This window comes from Micromonospora sp. Utrum1, assembly GCF_057197805.1.
This window is the reverse complement of record NZ_CM170071.1, coordinates 3,488,793-3,506,835: the sequence shown is the minus strand read 5'-3', so window position 1 is coordinate 3,506,835 and position 18,043 is coordinate 3,488,793. Positions and strand designations below refer to the sequence as shown.

The following is an 18,043-nucleotide window of genomic DNA, read 5'->3' as shown; positions in this document are numbered from 1 at the left end:
GAACGGCCCCGCTCGCCAACATACCAGGATTGACCGACTACCTTGACTGTCACAGTAGTGCGAGCTACGGTGTAGTTGAGGAGGTGAGGTATGAGCACGAGCAAGGTCGCGTCCGACCTGCTGCGGGGAAGCACCGACACGATGATCTTGCGGCTGCTGACGGAGGCAGACCGCTACGGCTACGAGATCGTCAAGCTGATCGCCGAACGCTCGCAGGGCGAATACGAATTGAAGGAAGCCACGATGTACTCCAGCGTCCGGCGTCTGGAAGCCGATGGGGACATCACGTGGTACTGGGGCGACGAATCCCAGGGCGGACGGCGCAAATACTTCAAGATCACGGAAAAGGGCCGCGCGGCCTACGCGCACAACAAGTCCGCGTGGGAGTACGCCAAGCGTGTGCTCGACACGCTGCTGTGAGGGGAAACAACCATGACCGACAAACTCAGCGAGTACGTCGACGGCGTCTTCGCTCCCTATGAGGGCACGAAAAGCGTCGGCGAGCTGAAAGCAGACCTCCTGTCGGATCTGCAGGAGCGGTTCGGTGAGCTGCGGGCCCAAGGCAAGGACGAAGCGACCGCATTCGAGATGACCGTCGACAGCATCGGCGACATCGAGGAGACGGTGCAGGAGGTGTCAAACCTCTCACGGGTTCTCGAGCGTCAGGTGGTGACCCGGTTCGACGCGAGCGCCCTGGAGGGCAGTGACTTCTCGGGCGTCTCGGCGCGGGCGGGAAGGTTCGGGGCGAGCGCGTTGCGCGGCTCGGACTTCTCGAACGCCGATCTGACCGGCAGCAAGTTCAAGAGCAGCGACATGAAGGACACGAACTTCGACGGCGCCAACTTGACCGATGCGGTCATGACGACGGCCGAGTTGAAGGGTTCCACCTTCCGCAGGGCACGTCTGACGCGCACCGACTTCAGCATGTCCGGACTTCACGAGGTGCGGTTCGAAGATGCCGCGCTCACTGACGTCGCGTTCCGCAAGACGGACCTGAAGCGCACCGTCTTCGAGCGCTGCACCTTCACCGGCGTGGACTTCACCTACTCCGATCTGCGCGGCCTCAACTTCGGCGGGGAAAGCTTCACCGGCGTGAAATTCGACCAGGCAGCACTCGAGGGAGTCTCGTTGCAGGGCACGATCTTGCGCGATTGTTCCTTCCGCGGGGGTTGGAGCAAGAAGTACTACAAGGCCCTTCGCACTGTGAACTTCGACGGTGCGCGCATGGACAAGCTGACCTACGCCGCGCTCAAGGGTTTCGGCGTCGAACCGTCCAACGTGATTGTCGGATAGGGAGAAGTCACCCCCATGGAAACGCCACCTGCGGCCATCCACGCCAGTGGATTGCACAAGTCCTACGGACATCTCGAAGTCCTCAAAGGTGTGGAGTTCACCGTCGCCAGCGGAAGCATCTTCGCACTGCTCGGCTCCAACGGCGCCGGCAAGACCACGGTCGTACGCATCCTCTCCACGCTGCTCAAACCGGATGCCGGCACGGCCGGCGTCGCGGGATTCGACGTGGTGGCCCAGCCGGAGCAGGTCCGCGAGTCGATCAGCCTGACCGGCCAGTTCGCCGCGGTCGACGGGATTCTCACCGGTCGGGAGAACCTCATCATGGTCGCCAAACTGCGCCAGGTGACGAACTCCGGCCAAGTCGCAGACGACCTGCTGCAACGATTCGGCCTCACCGACGCAGGAGGCCGCAGAGTGTCAACCTACTCAGGCGGCATGCGCCGCCGCCTCGACATCGCCATGAGCCTCATCGGCAACCCCCCGGTCATCTTCCTTGACGAGCCAACCACCGGACTCGATCCGGAGGCCCGCATCGAGGTGTGGAAGGAGATCCAAAGCCTCGCTAACAGCGGCACCACGGTTCTCCTGACCACCCAATATCTGGAGGAGGCGGAGAAGCTCGCGGACCGGATCGCGATCCTGCATCAGGGCACAATCATCGTCTCCGGAACCCTGGCAGAACTGCGCAAGCTGCTGCCTGCGCCGAGAGCGGAACTCGTGGAACGCCAGCCCACCCTGGAGGAGATCTTCCTGGCCACTGTCGGGACGAAGGAGCAGTCATGAGCGCACACGTCTTGAGCAATACCGGGGTGATGCTCGGGCGTTCCATCCGGCACGTCACGCGCAGCATGGATACCATCATCACGGTCACGATCATGCCGATCGCCTTCCTGCTGTTGTTCCGCTACGTGTTCGGCGGCGCGATCCAGGCCGAGACCGGCAACTACACCAACTACCTGATGCCCGGCATTCTGCTCATCGCCATCGCCAGCGGCATCTCCTACACCGGCTTCCGGCTGTTCAACGACATGCAGAGCGGCATCTTCGAACGGTTCCACTCCATGCCGATCGCACGCTCGTCCGTCCTATGGGGACATGTGCTGACCTCGGTGGTGTCCAACGCCATCTCCGTGGTCATCATCATCCTGGTCGGGCTGCTCATGGGCTTCCGAACCTCGGCCGGAGTCCTGGCCTGGCTCGCGGTCGCTGGCGTCCTGGCCCTGTTCACCCTCTCACTGACCTGGGTCGCGATGATCGCGGGTCTGGCAGCGTCCTCGACGGACGGAGCCACCGCCTTCTCCTACCCGCTCATCTTCCTGCCGTTCATCAGCTCGGCGTTCGTTCCCACCAACACCATGCCCGGCCCGGTGAAAGCCTTCGCCGAACACCAGCCAGTCACCGCCATCGTCAACACCATCCGCGCGCTGTTCGAACAGCAGCCAGTCGGAAACCAGATCTGGACCGCCCTGGCCTGGTGCGCCGGCATCCTCGTCGTCGCCTACGCGTTCGCCATGAGGGTCTACCGCCGGAAGATCGCCTGACACACCAGGCAGCCGGCCGCCCGCGACCGCCGGGCGGCCGGCTTGCGCATCAGCAGCTTCCCGAACCGCTCCTACTGGTCTGGCAGGTGGTGAGCGTAGAACACCGATTCGTGCTCGGCTGGTGGGCAGGCGGTGGCCGAGTGCAGGCAGTAGGGATTACACCAAGTCGATCTTTCGGTGGCCCAGCTTGACCTGCGCGAGGCCGCTGCAGCTTGGAGTACAAGCCTGTCGAGGCCGGCGTAGCGCTTCAGCCGCTCCATGGTGCACCATGCGACGTCGGTGCGATCGCAGCCAACGCGATGATGCATAAAGGCCCGGGCAGCATGTCGTCAGCCGCCGACGTGAATACCGGGCCGGCGCGCCGGGTCGGGTTCGATCTTACGGATGATCTCCCGTACGACCGGTGGGGTGTCGCCGCGACCGAGAAGCAGGTAGCGCAGCAGATGTGCGACGGGGTTGCCTTCGGACCATTCGAAGTGGGCGTGGGGGCGCACACCGGTGGCGTCGCGCAGGGCGAGCAGGATCGCGGCAATGGCGTTCGGCGCGGCCGGGGCGGTGGCGCGCAGGACCCGGTAGTCGCCGACTTCTACGCCGCTGACGTGCAGGACGTCGCTGAACTCCGACGGGTCGACCACGTCGACCTCCAGGAACAGGACGTCGGCGGCGCCGGGCACGGGATTCATTCCGCGCTGGGCTTGCTCTTTGAGGCGGTACTCCCCGGCGGTGCCCTTCTGGCGTCGGTTGGCGATCAGGTGCAGCCGTCCGTCGTGAGCGAGGGAGTCGGCGACGAACCGGCGGGCGGCCTCGTCGAACTCGGTGCGTTCAGCCCTCAGCTCGGTGGTACGGGAGACGCGGGAAATGAGGGAGACGGTGATGATGCCGGCGATGAACAGGCCGGAGATCGCGATGCCGTCCGGCTTCTCGATCACGTTCTCGGCCAGCGCGTACAGCAGCACTGCCGTCAGCGCCGCGAATCCGGCGGTGACGGCCCGTTGCCGGCTGCGGGCGGCGCTGATGGTGACGGCGACGGCGCCGGAGACCATCATCGCCAGGATGCCGGTGGCGTAGGCACCGGCCTGGGCGTCGACGTCGGCGGCGAAGGCGACGGTGATGGCGATGCTGATCAGCGTGTACACGATGACCACCGGTCGCACGGCGCGCCCCCACTCCGGGGCCATGCCGTACGACGGCAGGTAGCGCGGCACGATGTTGATCAGACCGGCCATCGCCGACGCCCCGGCGAACCAGAGGATCAGCACGCTGCTGACGTCGTAGACGGTGCCGAACGCCTCCCCGAGCCGTTCATGGGCCAGGTAGGCCAGCGCCCGGCCGCTGGCCTCGCCGCCGGGTTGGAACTCGCGCGCGGGGATCAGCACGGTGGTGACGAACGTGGTGGTGATCAAGTAGCCAGACATGATCAGGGCGGCGGCGGTGAGCAGCTTCTTCGTGTTACGGATCCGCGCGCCCAGCCGCTGCGCGTCGTCAGCGCCGTCGCCCTTGACCAGGGGCATCATGCTGACGCCGGTCTCGAAACCGGACAGGCCCAGCACCAGCAGCGGAAAGGCGAGTACCGCCGGGCCGACAACGTCTCCGACGCCGCCTGCGCCGGTGAGCGCGTGGGTCCAGCCGGACAGCAGCGCCGGTTCGCGGGCGATGTCCACCAGGCCGACAGCGACGATCGCGGCGTTGAGCGCGAGGAACACCGCAACCAGCGGGATCGCGACGCCGACGGCTTCGCTGAAACCGAGCAGGAACACCCCGCCCAGGATCAGCAGCAATACGACCGTCACCACCACCGCAGCGGTCGTGCCGTGCGGGAACTCCTCAGGTAGGACCGGGTTCTCCAGCAGGTGCACCGTTGCGTCCGCTGAGGAAAGGGTGATCGTGATGATCCACGAGGTGGCCACGAAGCCCAGCAGGACCAGAACGAACAACTTGCCTTTCCAGAACGGCAGCAGCCGCTCCAGCATCGCCACCGAACCCTGTCCGTGCGGGCTCTCCCGCGCCACCCGCCGGTACATCGGGAGCACCCCGAACAGCGTCAACGCCACGATCAGCAGCGTCGCAAGCGGTGACAACGCCCCCGCCGCGAGCGCGGCGATGCCCGGCAGGTACGACAGGGTAGAGAAGTAGTCGACGCCGGTCAGGCACATCACCTTCCACCACGTGTGCGGCGTGGCGTGCGACTCACCGGTCTCCGGGCCCGCTGGCTGTACCCGATGCTGGAGCAGCCATCGAGTGAGGGTCCTCGATGCCGGTCGGGCCGTTGCGGGCGCGTCGACACGCTCGGGAAGGGGCTTGATCGTCGGACGGGTGCGGCGTTGCTCGGGTCGGGAAGCATGTGCGCCGCCCGGCTTGCGGCCCGTTTCTCCGCCAGCTTCACGTCGGCTGTTCATGTCGGCTCCGTCCCTGCGTCGACCCCCGATTCACGCTTGCAGTTGGGTGAATCTTGAGAGCAGCGCACAGAGTACTCACCGGTCATCGAATCCATCACTCCGGCGGCGCGCCTCAGGCCACACCGTGATGCGCCGGAAAGGCGCACGGATCGGGCTCGTCGGCCCAGGCATTACGCGTCAGCCGTGGATACTGCCGCAAAGACCTCGCGTGGCATGTCCGGTCCGCTGCGGGTGCTGCTGGTTGAGGACGGCCCCGCCGATGTCGCCCTCATCGAGGACACCTTCGCCAGTCGCCACCTACCCGTCGGCCTGCGCCACGTCGCCGACAGGGTGGAAGCAATGGCTTTCCTGCGCCGTTAGGGTCAGTACCACGACGCTGTCGGCCGGAACTGATCCTGCTCGACCTGAACCTGCCCCGCATGAACGGGCGGGAGGTCCTCGCCGCGGTCAAGGCCGACCCGTGGCTGCAGGCGATCCCGATCGTGGAGTTCACCACCTCCTCCATCGATGCCGACGTGCTGGCCAGCTACACCGCCCCCGCCAACGCCTACGGCACCAAACCCATTGACCTTCAGCACTTGGAGCGCGTCGTGGAGGAAACCCATCGCTTCTACGGCAGCATCACCAGCCTCCCAACCGGCCCTCGCGCCGCATGACCGTCGTTGGTCTCGAACTGGGAGCGCATAAGGGGTTTGATCGGGGTGGCTTAGACGGGGACTTCGGCGCTGAGAACGATGGTGCGTTCCTCTGGTAGGTGAAGGAACTCGGCGTGGCTAGCGGCGTTGTGGGCGAGGGCGATGAACAGGCGTTTGCGCCAGATGGCCATGCCGGGCTGACGGGTGCAACGCAGTGTGATCCTCGAGACGAGGTAGGAGACTTGGTCGAGGTCGATCCTTCTGGCGAGAGGGGGGCCCGCGGCGCGCCGCAGAACCTCGGGGAAGTCGGTGGGGTCCTGGAAGCCGAAGACGGCGGTGATGTGGATGATGCCGTCATTGGGGTCGCCGAGGTCGTCGATGGTCAGTCGCTGATCCCACGGAATGTGCGGGACGTTCGCGGTACGGCCGGTGATGATCACGATTTTTTCGTGTCGTACGTGGTTGTGCGCGACGTTGGCGCGTAGCGCCAGGGGCGTTGTCTCCTTGTTCGGGTGGGGAAACACCGCGGTGCCCGGCACCCACGGGATGTCCGTGGCGTGGAGGGTGTCGATGAATTCCCGTAGTGGGCCTTCCCGTTCGATCCGTCGGGCGGTGACCAGTTCGGCTCCGCGCCGCCAGGTCAGCAGGACCGTGAACAGGATGATCGCGATGAGCAGGGTCAGCCAACCGCCGTGGGTGACCTTGGCGAGGTTCGCGGTGAAGAAGGTCAGCTCGATGCTGCCGAAGACGACCCCGAACAGGGCCAGCCGCCAGGTGCTCCAGCGCCATCGCGTTCGGGCGACGACCAGGAACAGGGTCGTGGTGATCATGAAGGTGCCGGTGACCGCGACTCCGTAGGCGGCGGCGAGGTTCGTGGACGAGCCGAACGCGAACACCACCACCAGGACCGCCACGAACAGGCCCCAGTTCACTCCTGGGGCGTAGATCTGTCCGTACTGGCGGCGGGAGGTCTGCCGGATGCGCAGGTGCGGCAGGAAGCCCAGCCGCATTGCTTCCCGGGACACCGAGAACGCTCCGGAGATCACCGACTGGGACGCGATCACGGTGGCTACGGTGGCCAGGACGACCATCGGCAGCTGCGCCCAGCCTGGTAGCAGCAGGAAGAACGGATTGTCCCGGCTGTCCGGTGCCCGGAGAATCAGTGCGCCTTGGCCGAGGTAGTTGAGTGTCAATGCGGGAAACACGATCGCGAACCAGGCTCGGCGGATCGGGCCGCGGCCGAAGTGTCCCATGTCGGCGTAGAGCGCTTCGGCGCCGGTGATTGCCAACACCACGGCGCCCATCGCGATGAACGCGATGACCGGGTGGTGCACGACGAACAGCGCCGCATACGTCGGTGACAGCCCGGCTAGAACGTTGGGGTGACGGATCACCTCTGCCGCGCCGGCGACGGCCAGACTGGCGAACCAGAGCAGCATGATCGGCCCGAACACCGCGCCCACCCGTCCGGTGCCCCAGCGCTGGATGGCAAACAGCAGGGTGAGGATCACCGCCGACGCCGGCAGCACCACCACCTCCCACCGTGGGGAGATGACCTCCAGACCTTCCACCGCCGACAACACCGAAATCGCCGGGGTGATCACACTGTCGCCGTAAAACAGGGCGGCGCCGAGCGCCCCGAGCGCCAGCACCGTGGCGGCGCGCCTTTCACTGACTTTGAGCAGCGCCCTTCGGGCGAGGGCGGCCAGGGCCATCACTCCGCCCTCGCCCTCGTTGTCGGCCCGCAGGATGAAGATGACGTACTTGACCGACACGATCAGGATGATCGACCAGAAGACCCACGAGATCACGCCGAATACGTCAGGAGCGTCCGGTGTTAGGCCGCGGTCCAGGGTGAAGACCGTCTTCAGCGCGTACAGCGGGCTGGTGCCGATATCGCCGTAGACCACACCCAACGCGCCCAGCAGCAACCCCAGCCTCGCCGTCCGGTGACCCGCCGGCGATGTCCGAGACGCCGTCCCACCGTCCTCCGCTGGCCTCTCGCCGCCTACCCGAGGCTGCTTGTTGTTCCCCTGCTCCGACACTCCACAGGCATACCAACCCGCACACCACTGCCTAGACGAGACCACGAAACTGCCTCGATCTGATTCAGCCCTGGTTCGAGCAGGTCGGCCTGCCCGGCGCTTGCCCGGCCGCCGCTGTCCATGGCGCTGGCCTACATGTTGCTCGCAAGCGCGTGGTGGCTACCTGGTCGAGGCTCCGAACGCCACGTCGAGGTCAGCCCCTAACCTGCGGCCTTCTTTGAACTCACAGATCAGTGGAGGAGTGATATGCGGAGCAACTCCAAGGCGAGTGAGCCTCTCCCCCTCGACGGCACGCGAAGGTTCGCGGCCGGTGGGCCGCGGGGCAAGAGGCGCGTTGGGCTACGCCCCCGTGCCGCAATGAGGCGGCCGGCGGCCTGGATCAGGGCCGGTAGCGGTAGCCCATTCCCGGCTCGGTGATCAGGTGCCGGGGCCGGGCCGGGTCGTCCTCCAGCTTGCGCCGGAGCTGGGCCATGTACTGCCGCAGGTAGTTGGTCTCGTGCTGGTACTCCGGTCCCCACACGTCGTGCAGCAGCTGGCGCTGGCTGACCAGCTTGCCCGGGTTGCGCAGCAGCTTCTCCAGCATGGCCCACTGGGTGGGGGTGAGCCTGACCTCGGCGCCGTCGTCGCGGGTCACGGTCCGGTCGGCCAGGTCGACCGTGTGCCGGCCGATCCGCAGCGCGGGACCGGCGGGGGCGGCGCCGCCGAGCCGGCGGGTGACCGCCCGGATCCGGGCGAGCAGTTCGTCCACCCCGAACGGCTTGGTGACGTAGTCGTCGGCGCCGGCGTCCAGCGCAGAGACCTTGTCCTCGCTGCCTGCCCGGCCGGAGAGCACGATGATCGGCACGGCGCTCCAGCCGCGCAGGCCCCTGATCACCTCGACGCCGTCCAGGTCGGGCAGGCCGAGGTCGAGCACCACCAGGTCGGGCGGGTGCCCGGCGGCGGTCTTCAGCGCCGCCGCGCCGGTCTCGGCGACCTGCACCTCGTAGCCACGGGCGCGCAGGTTGATCCGCAGCGCGCGGAGGATCTGCGGCTCGTCGTCCACGACCAGGATGCGGGTCACCCCTCGCCCCTCTCCTCGGCGGCGGGCAGCCGCAACACCATGGTCAGCCCCCCGCCCGGGGTGGTCTCTGGGGTGATGCTGCCACCCATCGCCTCGGCCAGCCCGCGGGACAGCGCTAGCCCGAGCCCGACGCCGGTCTGGTTGTCCCGGTCGCCGAGGCGCTGGAACGGCAGGAAGACGTGCTCCCACCGGTCCTCGGGGATGCCCGGGCCGGTGTCGATGACCCGCAGCTCGACCTGCCCGGCGTGGGCGCTGGCGGTGATGGTGGGGGGCCGGCCGGGCGGGCTGTGCCGCAGCGCGTTGGCCACGATGTTGACCAGCACCCGCTCCAGCAGGCCCGGGTCGGCGGCGGCGGCCGGCAGGTCGGCGGGAATGTCCGTGGTGACGTCGGCCGCCGCCGGGCCCAGCTCGTCCAGTGCCCGGGGTACGGCGTCCTCCAGTCCGATCGCGGTCGCGGTGACCCCGAGCGCGCCGGCCTGGAGCCGGCTCATGTCGAGCAGGTTCGCCACCAGCCGGCCGAGGCGGTCCAGCGACTCGTCGGCGGTGGCGAGCAGTTCCTCGCGGTCGGCGGCGTCGAACTCGACGTCGGGGCTGCGCAGGCTGCTCACGGCTGCCTTCGCGGAGGCCAGCGGCGTACGCAGGTCGTGGCTGACCGCGGCGAGCAGCGCGGTGCGCATCCGGTCGGCCTCGGCGAGCGGACGGACCGCGGCGGCCGCCGCGGCGAGGCGTTCCTGGCGCAGCGCGACTGCGGCCTGGGCGGCGAAAGCCTCGACCACCCGCCGGTCGGCGGCCTCCAGCCGGCGGCCGGCGAGGACCACGGTGAGCCGGTCGTCGACCGGCACGGCGGTCTCCCCGGCGCCGGGGCTGCCGGGCGGGGCCTCCCCCACGCTCGCCACCACCCGCCAGGCGGCCGCCTCCCGGGCCCAGCCGGGCCGCCCCTCCGCCTCCGCCACCAGCTCCAGCACGCTCACCGCGCGCAGCGCGAAGGTCTCCCGCAGCCGGTCCAGCAGCGCGGGCAGCGGCCGTTCGCCGCGCAGCACCCCACCGGCCACGGTGGCCAGGGTCTGCGCGTCGGCCGAGGCTCGGGCGGCCTCGCGGGTACGCCGGGCGGCGACGTCGACCACCCAGCTCACCGCGATGGCCACCCCGACGAACACGCCGAGGGCGAGGAGATTGTCCGCCTCGGCGATGGTCAGCGTGTGGAACGGCGGGGTGAAGAACCAGTTCAGCAGCAGCGAGCCGCCGAGCGCGGCGACCAGCGCCGGCCACCGCCCGCCAGCCAGCGCCACCCCGACCACGCCGGCGAGGAAGAGCAGGATGTCGTTGGTCAGGGTGAGGTCGGGCAGCGCCGCGAGCAGCAGGGTCAGCAGCGGCATGCCGAGGACCGCGAGCGCGTACCCGAGCAGCCGGCGGCGCCGGGACAGTGCGGCCGGCATCTCGGCCGCCCGCCGGCCCCGGCCCGCCTCGGGGTGGGTCACCAGGTGCACGTCGATCGGCCCGGAGAGCGCGGTGGTGGTGACCCCGACGCCCCGGGAGAGCAGTTGGGCGAAGCGGCCGCGCCGGCTCGCGCCGAGCACCAGCTGGGTGGCGTTGACGCCCCGGGCGAAGTCGAGCAGCGCCGCCGGGACGTTCGTGCCGAGCACCTGGTGGTAGGTGCCGCCGAGGCTCTCCACGAGGACCCGCTGCCGGGCCAGCCGGGCCGGGTCGGCCCCGGCCAGCCCGTCGCTGCGGGCCACGTGCACGGCGAGCAGGTCCGCGCCCTTGCCGCGGGCGGCGATCCGGGCCGCCCGGCGGATCAGCGTCTCCCCCTCCGGCCCGCCGGTGAGCGCGACCACCACCCGCTCGCGGGCCTCCCAGGTGGCCGAGATCCCCTGCTGCGCGCGGTACGCGTCGAGCTGCTCGTCGACCTTGTCGGCCAGCCAGAGCAGGGCCAGCTCGCGTAGGGCGGTCAGGTTGCCGACCCGAAAGTAGTTGCCGAGCGCCGCATCGATCCTGTCGGGGCGGTAGATGTTTCCGTGGGCCATTCGGCGGCGCAGCGCCTCCGGGGTCATGTCGACCAGCTCGACCTGCTCGGCGGCACGGACCACCTGGTCGGGCAGGGTCTCTCGCTGGATCGTGCCGGTGATCTGCGCGACGACGTCGTTGAGCGACTCCAGGTGCTGGATGTTCACCGTGGTCAGCACGCTGATGCCGGCGTCGAGCAGTTCCTGGACGTCCTGCCAGCGCTTCGCGTTTCGGGAGCCGGGCACGTTGGTGTGCGCCAGCTCGTCGACCACCGCCAGCTCCGGCCAGCGGGCCAGGACGGCGTCGAGGTCCATCTCGGTGAAGGCGGCGCCCCGGTAGGTGAGGGTGCGCCGGGGCACCACCTCCAGGTCCCCGATCATCGCCGCGGTGTGCGGCCGGCCGTGCGTCTCGACCAGGCCGAGCACCACGTCGGTGCCGCGTTCGGCCCGCCGCTGGGCCTCCTCCAGCATCGCGTACGTCTTGCCGACGCCGGGGGCGGCCCCGAGGTAGATGCGTAGCTCTCCCCTTGGCACGGAAACAATCCTTCCTGATTGGCGGGCCCCCGGTCATCGGACAGTTGAACGTCGCGGGCGGAGCCACCGGGTGCGGCCCCGCCCGCGCCGGCCGGTCAGCGGGCGGGGAACTCCTTGTCGAGCGCGAGGTTGAGTTCCAGGACGTTCACGCGGGGTTCGCCTATGAAGCCGAGCGCCCGGCCGGTGGTGTGCTCTTGTACCAGGCGGCGGACGGCCGCCGGGTCCGCGCCTCGCTCGCGCGCCACGCGGGTCACCTGGATTTCCGCGTATGCCGGGCTGATGTGCGGATCGAGGCCGCTGCCGCTGGCGGTGACCGCGTCGGCCGGCACGGCGGGCCGGGCCGGCGCGTCGCCACGGATCGGGGTGATGATCCCGCCCTCGGCGACGTAGTCCCGGTCCGGCTGGGCCAGCTCCACGGGCACTCCCTGGTAACTTCCGATGAAGGGGGTGGCCGGGGCGACCTGGTTGATGCTGACGACCCGGGTGATCGGGCCGGTCAGTCCGTCGGCGCGGAACACGGCCAGCACCGCGCCGACACCGTCCGGGGTGCAGTAGGGGCGCCGCCCGTCCACGCCGTCCAGCTCGCCGACGGCCCTGCTCCGTGCGCAGACCTGGGTGAGCAGGCTCCGGGTGGAGTCGTCGGGGTTGGCGGCGATGGTGTCGACCACGCTCTCCGGGCCCAGGTTGCTGGCCGCGGTGGCGGTCGGGTCGTAGCCGTCGCCGGCCGCCGACGGCCGGGACTGGAAGTAGCGTGGCACAGGGTTGCCGTTCGCATCGGTGAAGGACTGGCCGATGAGCGAGCTGCCCACCGTCGTGCCGTGCACGCTCATCAGCGAGCCGTCGGTCTTGCCGTCGAGGCCGGGGATCCGGCCGACGGCTACCAGGGCCAGCGGGTACGCGAGGCCGAGCAGGACGGTGAACACGAGCAGCGCGCGCAGGGCGGCCAGATGTTGGGCGAGCCAGGTAGGGAGGCGCATCACGAGATCCCCGGAATGAGCTGGATGAGCAGGTCGATGAGCTTGATGCCGATGAACGGCACGAGGATGCCGCCGAGGCCGTAGAGCCACAGGTTGCGGCTGAGCAGCTTCGACGCGCTGGCCGGCCGGTAGCGCACGCCGCGCAGGGCCAGCGGGATGAGCGCGACGATGATGATCGCGTTGAAGATGACTGCGGCGAGGATCGCCGAGGCCGGGCTGGCCAGCCGCATGATGTTCAGCGTGTCCAGGCTCGGGTAGATGCCGGCGAACATGGCCGGGATGATCGCGAAGTACTTGGCGACGTCGTTGGCGATCGAGAAGGTGGTCAGGGCGCCGCGGGTGATCAGCAACTGCTTGCCGATCTCTACGATCTCGATGAGTTTCGTCGGGTCGGAGTCGAGGTCGACCATGTTGCCGGCCTCCTTGGCGGCCGACGTGCCGGTGTTCATGGCCACGCCGACGTCGGCCTGGGCGAGGGCCGGCGCGTCGTTGGTGCCGTCGCCGGTCATCGCGACCAGCCGGCCGCCCTCCTGCTCCTTTCTGATCAGGGCGAGCTTGTCCTCGGGGGTGGCCTCGGCGAGGAAGTCGTCCACGCCGGCCTCGTCCGCGATGGCCTTGGCGGTCCGCGGGTTGTCGCCCGTGATCATCACGGTCCGGATGCCCATCCGGCGCATCTCGTCGAAGCGCGCCCGCATGCCGGCCTTGACCACGTCCTTGAGGTGGATGACACCGAGGGCGCGGGCCGGCTCGCCGTCGACGTGCTCGGCGACCACCAGCGGGGTGCCGCCGGTGCCGCTGATCGCGTCGACCAGTTCGCCCACCTGCTCGGTCGGGTGGCCGCCGTTCTCGCGCACCCACTTCATCACTGCGGCGGCGGCGCCCTTGCGGATCCGGCGGACGCCGCCGTCAACGCTTTCCGCGCCGAGGTCAACGCCGCTCATCCGGGTCTGCGCGGTGAACGGCACGAACGCGGCGTGCGGGATGAGTCCCGGCTCGCGCTCGCGCAGCCCGAACTCGTTCTTGGCGAGCACCACGACGGAACGACCCTCCGGGGTCTCGTCGGCGAGGCTGGACAGTTGCGCGGCGTCGGCGACCTCGCCGGCGGTCACCCCCTCGACCGGAACGAATTCGGCCGCCTGCCGGTTGCCCAGGGTGATCGTGCCCGTCTTGTCCAGCAGCAGGGTGTTCACGTCGCCGGCCGCCTCGACCGCCCGGCCGCTCATGGCCAGGACGTTGCGCTGCACCAGGCGGTCCATGCCGGCGATGCCGATGGCCGACAGCAACGCCCCGATGGTGGTGGGGATGAGGCAGACCAGCAACGACACCAGCACCACGCCGCTGACGCCGGCATCGGTGATCGCGCCGGCGTCGGGGGCGGCCGCCTGGTAGCCCTTGGCGAAAATCGCCAGCGGTTGGAGGGTCACCACGGCCAGCAGGAAGATGATCGTGAGCGCGGCGAGCAGGATGTTCAGCGCGATCTCGTTCGGGGTCTTCTGCCGGTTGGCGCCCTCGACCAGGGCGATCATCCGGTCGATGAAGCTGTCGCCGGGCTTCTGGGTGATCCGCACGATGATCCGGTCGGAGAGCACCCTGGTGCCGCCGGTGACCGCGCTGCGGTCGCCGCCGGACTCCCGGATGACGGGAGCGGACTCGCCGGTGATCGCCGACTCGTCGACGCTCGCGATGCCCTCGACCACGTCCCCGTCGCCGGGGATGATGGAGCCGGCCTCGACCAGGACGATGTCGCCCTGCCGGAGCTGCGGCGCGGGGACGGCCTCGTCGCGGTAGGCGTTCGCCGCCGCGCCAGGCGTCCAGCCGATGAGACGGGTGGCGACGGTGTCCTGCTTGGCCTGCCGCAGGGCGGCCGCCTGGGCCTTGCCCCGGCCCTCGGCGACCGCCTCGGCCAGGTTCGCGAAGACCACGGTGAGCCACAGCCAGACGGTGATCGCCCACGCGAAGACCGACGGGTCGGCCACCGCCAGGACGGTGGTGAAGACGGCCCCGATCTCGACGATGAGCATGACCGGGTTGCGCCAGAGCGTGCGCGGGTCGAGCTTACGCAGCGCGTCCGGCAGGGACCGGATCAGCTGCTCTGGGTCCAGCAGGCCCCCGCCGACCCGGTTGCCGTGGACGGCGGGGGTGCCGGCCACCGGCTCCTCGCCGGTGCCAGATGTCACGGGCGTGACGGACATGTCCTCGTTCCTCATGGTGGTCACAGCCCCTCAGCGAGGGGACCGAGCGCGAGCGCGGGAAGGAAGGTGAGCGCCACGAGGACCACCGTGACGCCGACGACCATCCCGACGAAGAGCGGTCGGTGGGTCGGCAGGGTGCCCTCGGACGCGGGGGTGGGCTGCTGTCGGGCCAGCGAACCGGCCAGGGCGAGCACGAAGATGATCGGCAGGAACCGGCCGAGCAGCATGCAGAGCCCGAGCGCGGTGTCCCACCAGGTGGTGTTGACGGTGATTCCGGCGAACGCGGATCCGTTGTTGTTGCTCGCCGAGGTGAAGGCGTACAGCACCTCGGAGAGGCCGTGCGGGCCGACGTTGAGCGCGGTGGCGTTGTTGCCGGTGGCGAACGCCGCCGCCGTGCCGGCCAGCACCAGCGCCGGGGTGATCAGGAAGTACGGCGAGGCGAGCTTGATCTCGCGCGAACCGATTTTCTTGCCGATGTACTCCGGGGTCCGGCCGACCATCAGACCGGCCACGAACACCGTGATCACCGCCAGGATCAGCAGGCCGTAGAGGCCCGAGCCGACGCCACCGGGCGCGACCTCGCCGAGCATCATGTTGCCCAGCGTCATCATTCCGCCCAGCGCGGTGTACGAGTCGTGGAAAGAGTTGACCGCGCCGGTCGAGGTGAGGGTGGTGGCGGCGGCGAAGGTCGCGGAGTTCGACACGTCGAACCGGACCTCCTTGCCCTCCAGCGCCGCGCCGACGGCCTGCGGGACGGTGCCGTGCCCGGCCAGCTCGAAGACGTTGGTCAGGGTGACGCTGGCCAGCGCGAGGATGGCCATGACCGCGGCGATCGCGTGGCCCTGGCGGTTCTGGCCGACCATCCGGCCGAAGACCCGGGGCAGGCTGAACGGGATGAGCAGGATCAGGAAGATCTGCAGCCAGTTCGTCCAGGCCGTCGGGTTCTCGAACGGGTGGGCGCTGTTGACGTTGTAGAAGCCGCCACCGTTGGTGCCCAGTTCCTTGATCACTTCCTGGCTGGCCACCGGCCCACCGGTGAGGTGCTGCGTCCCGCCGGTCAGGGTGGTGACGTCGGTGCCGCCGGAAAGGTTCTGCACCACGCCGCCGACCATCAGGGCGAGCGCGCCGAGCACGGCGACGGGCAGCAGGATGCGCAGGGTGATCCGGGTCAGATCGACCCAGAAATTGCCCAGCTCGCCGGTGCGGCTGCGGGCGAACCCGCGGATCAGGGCCACCGCCACGGCGATGCCGACCGCGGCGGAGACGAAGTTCTGCACGGCCAGGCCGGCCATCTGCACGAGATGCCCCATGGTCGACTCACCTGAGTACGACTGCCAGTTCGTGTTGGTCACGAACGAGACCGCGGTGTTCCAGGCGCCGTGCGGCGCCACGGGGTCGAAGCCCAGCGAGAGCCAGAGCTTGTCCTGCACCCGCTGGAACAGGTAGAGGAACAGGATCGAGACGGCCGAGAAGGCCAGCACGCTGCGGGCGTACACGCCCCAGGTCTGCTCGGCGGCCGGGTTGACCCCGACCAGTCGGAAGATCCCACGCTCGACCCGGGACTGCCGGCTGCCGGACACCACCCGGTACATGTGATCGCCGAACGGTCGGTGGACCGCGACCAACACCGCCACCAGGGACAGCAGGAAGACGACGCCGGCTGTTGTCATGGTCATCAGAAGCGCTCCGGGAACAGCAGGGCGACGACCAGGAAAAGGCCCAGGCCGATCGCCAGCACCAGACCGGCGGCGTTCACCGCGTTCACAGCTTCTCCACACCCCTCACCACGAGGGCGAGCGCCGCGAACAGCCCCACCGTCACCAGCACGAACACCACGTCAGACACGGCTGACTCCCCTTACCGGACGTTGTCGGGCGACCGTCTTCGTGGTCGCGCCGGGCAATCACAGCGCCGGATCGGGCGGACGGACAGGGGCTATAACGCGACCATCACGGTGATCGGGCGTTTCTTCACGCCCTTTTCACACCGCCTCTCCACGGAGTGACCCGCGCCACCGGCCGGGCGGCCCGTCACCCCTGCAGGGATTAGGCTCTTGCCGCCTGCGTTGATGAGCCCGGGTACGCGGCTTCTCGCTCCTGGCCGGACTGGCACCCTCGTCGGCCGTGCGCCGAACGCTCAGGTGTGTGAGCCGGCGCCGCGCGCCGCAAACTACTCTGAGACGTCGGGTTCGTCGGCGGATCCGCCGTCCGCCCCCGTCGTGTCCGGGCCTCGCCGTTGGGGCGAGTGGGCCGAAGGTGTGCTGGACCAGGTTGTTGGCTTTGCTCAGGACAGGTCGGTGGCCACCAACAGGTCGCTGACTGCGGTACGAATCTGGGCGACGACCACCGCGCCGGAGAAACCCACCCGGACCGGTAGGCGCGCGCTGCCCGGTCACCGCCCGCAGCGCCTGCTCCCGCGTCCGGTTGGCCTCCGACGTTCCGTGAGCCAACTCACGCCGGAGGATCTGGACGGTCTCGGCGAGCGCCGACACCGCCTCGGGCATGTCGTACGGGACCGCCTCGCCGTTCTCAATCAGGGTCACCGCCCGGCGGATGAGAGTTCCGCTGTTGCGTATGGCGCGATCGATCAGGTCCACCGCATCGGCGTACCGGCCGAGCGGCCCCTTTCGGGCGCTCCAATACCCGGGGAGAGGGTGGCGCCCTCCCGCGCTCCCTGCGCGGCCTCGTAGAAGGCACCGAGCTCTTTCTTGTTGTTCCGCAGCCGATCGAGGGCGGTCTGTGCCCGTGCGCTCCCGGAGCGCATGAGCGGTGGCGTCGAGCTGGTCGGCGAGCAGATTCAGCGCGGGACCGGCAGAACGGTTGATCAGCCGCAGCGGATTGAGCGGCAACCGCACCGCCGTCACGACCAGGGCCGCCGCTCCACGGATGATCGCGTCGGCGAATCGTGGGATCTCGAGATTGGGTGTCGACGGCGACAGCGTGCCGATCAAAGGCCGTCGCCCCCGCTTGCACGCTCAGGGCGGGACTGCGGCCGACGAAGGCCGCCACGAGGACAGCCAGCACCACGATCAGCCCGAGCTGCCACGTCCCGGTGCCGAGCAGGTAGATCAGCGCGTCGCCGATCAGGATGCCAACACCACGCCGATGAACAGCTCGACGATCGCGGCCATCCTGCTGGCCCTGCGCGATGCCACCGAAATCCGCCCGCACGCGCACTTCGAGTGGTCCGAAGGCAAGCCGATCGCGCACTTGATGCGGTACCTAATCCTCGGCGGGGGTGACACTCCACCGGGTACCGGAGATCCTGGACAAGGCCGAACGAGATCCCGCACGGCGGTCAGGCATCCACGTCGACGGTTGCGGTGATCGGGAAACCCCGTACGCCGCGCGGGAAGCGCCCCGACACA

At 69.1% G+C, this 18,043-nt stretch carries 15 protein-coding genes; 7 read left to right on the top strand and 8 right to left on the bottom strand.

The features are described from left to right. Nucleotides 1–90: 90 nt before the first annotated feature. From AC0OLQ_RS16555 to AC0OLQ_RS16540, 4 genes are read left to right on the top strand one after another with little or no spacing between them, the layout of a single operon-like run. A complete protein-coding gene (locus AC0OLQ_RS16555) occupies nt 91–420 on the top strand; it encodes a PadR family transcriptional regulator (RefSeq protein ID WP_484532080.1) in 330 nt (109 codons plus the stop codon). A gap of 12 nt (nt 421–432) precedes the next feature. Next, on the top strand, nt 433–1,293 hold the full coding sequence (locus AC0OLQ_RS16550) for a pentapeptide repeat-containing protein (RefSeq protein ID WP_484532079.1): 861 nt from the start codon (nt 433–435) through the stop codon (nt 1,291–1,293). A gap of 15 nt (nt 1,294–1,308) precedes the next feature. Then, entirely contained in the window at nt 1,309–2,076 is a 768-nt protein-coding gene (locus tag AC0OLQ_RS16545) for an ABC transporter ATP-binding protein (protein WP_484532078.1), read from the top strand. Further along, complete coding sequence (locus AC0OLQ_RS16540; RefSeq protein WP_484532077.1) at nt 2,073–2,834, top strand: ABC transporter permease; 762 nt, start codon at nt 2,073–2,075, stop codon at nt 2,832–2,834. The genes AC0OLQ_RS16545 and AC0OLQ_RS16540 overlap by 4 nt, the downstream gene beginning before the upstream one ends. A gap of 329 nt (nt 2,835–3,163) precedes the next feature. Here the strand turns inward: AC0OLQ_RS16540 and AC0OLQ_RS16535 are convergent, their stop codons facing one another. Beyond that, nucleotides 3,164–5,230, bottom strand: a complete 2,067-nt coding sequence (locus tag AC0OLQ_RS16535; protein WP_484532076.1) for an APC family permease — start codon at nt 5,228–5,230, stop codon at nt 3,164–3,166. Between the two features lie 213 nt (nt 5,231–5,443). On the opposite strand from AC0OLQ_RS16535, the gene AC0OLQ_RS16530 reads away from it, so the two are divergent. Together AC0OLQ_RS16530 and AC0OLQ_RS16525 are read left to right on the top strand one after the other, a co-directional pair. Next, a complete protein-coding gene (locus tag AC0OLQ_RS16530) occupies nt 5,444–5,590 on the top strand; it encodes a hypothetical protein (RefSeq protein ID WP_484532075.1) in 147 nt (48 codons plus the stop codon). A 59-nt stretch (nt 5,591–5,649) separates the two neighbouring features. Next, entirely contained in the window at nt 5,650–5,886 is a 237-nt protein-coding gene (locus tag AC0OLQ_RS16525; protein WP_484532074.1) for a response regulator, read from the top strand. A 50-nt stretch (nt 5,887–5,936) separates the two neighbouring features. Here AC0OLQ_RS16525 and AC0OLQ_RS16520 read toward each other — a convergent pair whose 3' ends face one another. From AC0OLQ_RS16520 to kdpF, 7 genes are all read right to left on the bottom strand, one after another. Continuing rightward, on the bottom strand, nt 5,937–7,796 hold the full coding sequence (locus AC0OLQ_RS16520) for a potassium transporter Kup (RefSeq protein ID WP_484532073.1): 1,860 nt from the start codon (nt 7,794–7,796) through the stop codon (nt 5,937–5,939). Nucleotides 7,797–8,289: 493 nt separating this feature from the next. Then, the gene (locus AC0OLQ_RS16515; protein ID WP_484532072.1) at nt 8,290–8,970 is read right to left on the bottom strand and encodes a response regulator; all 681 of its coding nucleotides are present in this window, start codon (nt 8,968–8,970) and stop codon (nt 8,290–8,292) included. Continuing rightward, entirely contained in the window at nt 8,967–11,507 is a 2,541-nt protein-coding gene (locus tag AC0OLQ_RS16510; protein WP_484532071.1) for a DUF4118 domain-containing protein, read from the bottom strand. The genes AC0OLQ_RS16515 and AC0OLQ_RS16510 overlap by 4 nt, the downstream gene beginning before the upstream one ends. A gap of 95 nt (nt 11,508–11,602) precedes the next feature. Continuing rightward, nucleotides 11,603–12,484: a potassium-transporting ATPase subunit C gene (locus AC0OLQ_RS16505; RefSeq protein WP_484532070.1), complete on the bottom strand. Its 882-nt coding sequence runs from the start codon at nt 12,482–12,484 to the stop codon at nt 11,603–11,605. After that, a complete protein-coding gene (kdpB, locus tag AC0OLQ_RS16500; protein ID WP_484532069.1) occupies nt 12,484–14,676 on the bottom strand; it encodes a potassium-transporting ATPase subunit KdpB in 2,193 nt (730 codons plus the stop codon). The genes AC0OLQ_RS16505 and kdpB overlap by 1 nt, the downstream gene beginning before the upstream one ends. A gap of 20 nt (nt 14,677–14,696) precedes the next feature. Beyond that, on the bottom strand, nt 14,697–16,352 hold the full coding sequence (kdpA, locus tag AC0OLQ_RS16495) for a potassium-transporting ATPase subunit KdpA (protein ID WP_484532068.1): 1,656 nt from the start codon (nt 16,350–16,352) through the stop codon (nt 14,697–14,699). After that, nucleotides 16,352–16,441 (bottom strand): K(+)-transporting ATPase subunit F, encoded by a 90-nt coding sequence (kdpF, locus tag AC0OLQ_RS16490; RefSeq protein WP_484532067.1) that lies wholly within the window; start codon nt 16,439–16,441, stop codon nt 16,352–16,354. The genes kdpA and kdpF overlap by 1 nt, the downstream gene beginning before the upstream one ends. A gap of 1,054 nt (nt 16,442–17,495) precedes the next feature. On the opposite strand from kdpF, the gene AC0OLQ_RS16485 reads away from it, so the two are divergent. Beyond that, nucleotides 17,496–18,002, top strand: a complete 507-nt coding sequence (locus tag AC0OLQ_RS16485; RefSeq protein WP_484532066.1) for a hypothetical protein — start codon at nt 17,496–17,498, stop codon at nt 18,000–18,002. The last annotated feature ends 41 nt before the right edge of the window (nt 18,003–18,043 follow it).

Bases quoted from the DNA above. Each gene is read 5' to 3' on its own strand.
- AC0OLQ_RS16525 (WP_484532074.1), top strand. From the start codon at position 5,650: ATGAACGGGCGGGAGGTCCTCGCCGCGGTCAAGGCCGACCCGTGGCTG.
- AC0OLQ_RS16540 (WP_484532077.1), top strand. From the start codon at position 2,073: ATGAGCGCACACGTCTTGAGCAATACCGGGGTGATGCTCGGGCGTTCC.
- kdpA (WP_484532068.1), bottom strand. From the start codon at position 16,352: ATGACCATGACAACAGCCGGCGTCGTCTTCCTGCTGTCCCTGGTGGCG.
- AC0OLQ_RS16545 (WP_484532078.1), top strand. From the start codon at position 1,309: ATGGAAACGCCACCTGCGGCCATCCACGCCAGTGGATTGCACAAGTCC.
- AC0OLQ_RS16535 (WP_484532076.1), bottom strand. From the start codon at position 5,230: ATGAACAGCCGACGTGAAGCTGGCGGAGAAACGGGCCGCAAGCCGGGC.
- AC0OLQ_RS16550 (WP_484532079.1), top strand. From the start codon at position 433: ATGACCGACAAACTCAGCGAGTACGTCGACGGCGTCTTCGCTCCCTAT.
- AC0OLQ_RS16555 (WP_484532080.1), top strand. From the start codon at position 91: ATGAGCACGAGCAAGGTCGCGTCCGACCTGCTGCGGGGAAGCACCGAC.
- AC0OLQ_RS16530 (WP_484532075.1), top strand. From the start codon at position 5,444: ATGTCCGGTCCGCTGCGGGTGCTGCTGGTTGAGGACGGCCCCGCCGAT.
- AC0OLQ_RS16505 (WP_484532070.1), bottom strand. From the start codon at position 12,484: ATGCGCCTCCCTACCTGGCTCGCCCAACATCTGGCCGCCCTGCGCGCG.
- kdpB (WP_484532069.1), bottom strand. From the start codon at position 14,676: ATGTCCGTCACGCCCGTGACATCTGGCACCGGCGAGGAGCCGGTGGCC.